This window comes from Parafrankia sp. FMc2 (assembly GCF_041008525.1).
Classification (GTDB): domain Bacteria; phylum Actinomycetota; class Actinomycetes; order Frankiales; family Frankiaceae; genus Parafrankia.
Window position 1 is genome coordinate 1 of sequence record NZ_JBFLUG010000368.1, and the last position, 1662, is coordinate 1662.

The following is a 1662-nucleotide window of genomic DNA, read 5'->3' on the forward strand; positions in this document are numbered from 1 at the left end:
CCCCCGCCCACCACACCTTCACCAACACCTCCTCGACATCCTCGGCGTCGACCCGACCCGACCACCTTGATCACCAGTCAGGCAGGTCGAAGCATCGAATCCCCATGTGCGGAAGACCCGGCTAGCGCGCAACCGCTGGGCGGACGGTCGCTGGGCGGACGGCCGCGCAGCGGGCGCCGTCTGGTGCCGGTCGCCGACGGTTGAGCGTGATCGCCGGCCGCTGCCCCGGGAGGGTGGCGGCCGGCGGGCGGCGTCCCGCCGAACCGGGTCGTTCGTACTCCACCCCGACGACAAAGGCCGGATGATGACGGCTTTCCTGGATGACACCGTTCTGTAACGACACCAGTCGTGTGACAAGGGTGTCTCCACAGCACCAGCCGCCAGGGGTGGGAGGGGCCTGATGAGCCGCCGTCCGATCGTGTCAGACACCGTGACATGGGAGTTCAACGCCACGTACCTGGCTGCGAGCGGTGAGCGGGTGCCGCTGCCGACGAGCCTGCGTTACGACCCGGTCGATCCCGTCGCGATCACCATGAGCATGTGGGTCACCGATCAGAGAGCCGTCGTGTGGACGTTCGCTCGCAGGCTCTTCGTCGACGGCGCCCGGCGCTGCGCCGGGCTCGGCGACGTGCGGATCCGCCCGTTGGTGCGGGACCGGCGCCGGGTGCTGCTGGTCGAGCTGACCAGCCCCGGTGGGCACGCGCTGATCGAACTGCCCGCGAACCGGGTCAACGACTTCATCGCCCACACCTACGATCTGCTCCCGGCCTCGGCGGAGGACGCCGTGGTCGAGCGCGATCTGGAGCTGCGTGTCCTGAAGGGCCACACCCGCAGCTGACCGGCCGGCGGACCGCGGTAGACGCACCAGCCTGCCAGCGGATACGCCGGCCGACCGCCGGAGGACGTCGGCGGGCCCGTCATCTGATCGGCGCTGTGGCATCCGGACGTCCGGGCAGCCCAGCTCTGGACGTCCGGCCCTGGACCGGCAGCCCACGGCCGCCGGCGCCGGTCCTCCAGGATGTCCGCCCGGCGCGGCGCCCCAGAAGTAGGGGAGATCCGCGCGGCGTCGTTCGTCCTCCGGGCCGTCTGCCTGAAAAGCGGAAGGTCGGCGGTTCGCCCCCGCCCACCCTTTTGACCTGCGGAAATAGCAGGATTTTTCGATCGCCAGTTGATCGTTATATGGCAACGAGTGTGGCAACGGCGTCACGCGATCTCGGTGACGGTCTGTCTCGGACCCCGGTTGACCTGCGAGAACGGCGGAGTTGACCATCCGCTTTCCGGGTGGGAGGTCACGAGCCCTGTGTCCACGGACGTTGCCACAAGGTATGGGCCTTGTGTGGCAACGGGGCTCGGCCGGCCCGGTCACGTCGGGCCCGTGACCTGCGGTCACGTCCACGGGGGGTGGTGTACGGAGAGCGATGCCGCGTGATCCTGGTTGAATGTTATGCGGGGAGAGCTTCGGGCGCCACGCTGATCTCGGGTGTGTCGGATGGGCTGTTCGTCGCGTCGACTTTCGCGAGGATTTCCAGGCCGAAGTACTGATGATTAATGTGTGGTGTTAGTTGGCCTGGTGATGGCCACAGATATGCGGGTAGACCGTTTGTATGAGGTATGCGACGGGTGGCGGGTTGACGCCCGCCGAGCAGGTGGAAAGGGAGAGGA

Annotated in this window: 1 protein-coding gene; it reads left to right on the plus strand. The window is 67.9% G+C overall.

The features are described from left to right. Positions 1-400 precede the first annotated feature (400 nt). Positions 401-838 carry an SsgA family sporulation/cell division regulator gene (locus AB1460_RS37315; protein WP_368967259.1) on the plus strand — a complete coding sequence of 146 codons (438 nt, stop codon included), beginning with the start codon at positions 401-403 and terminating at the stop codon, positions 836-838. The last annotated feature ends 824 nt before the right edge of the window (positions 839-1662 follow it).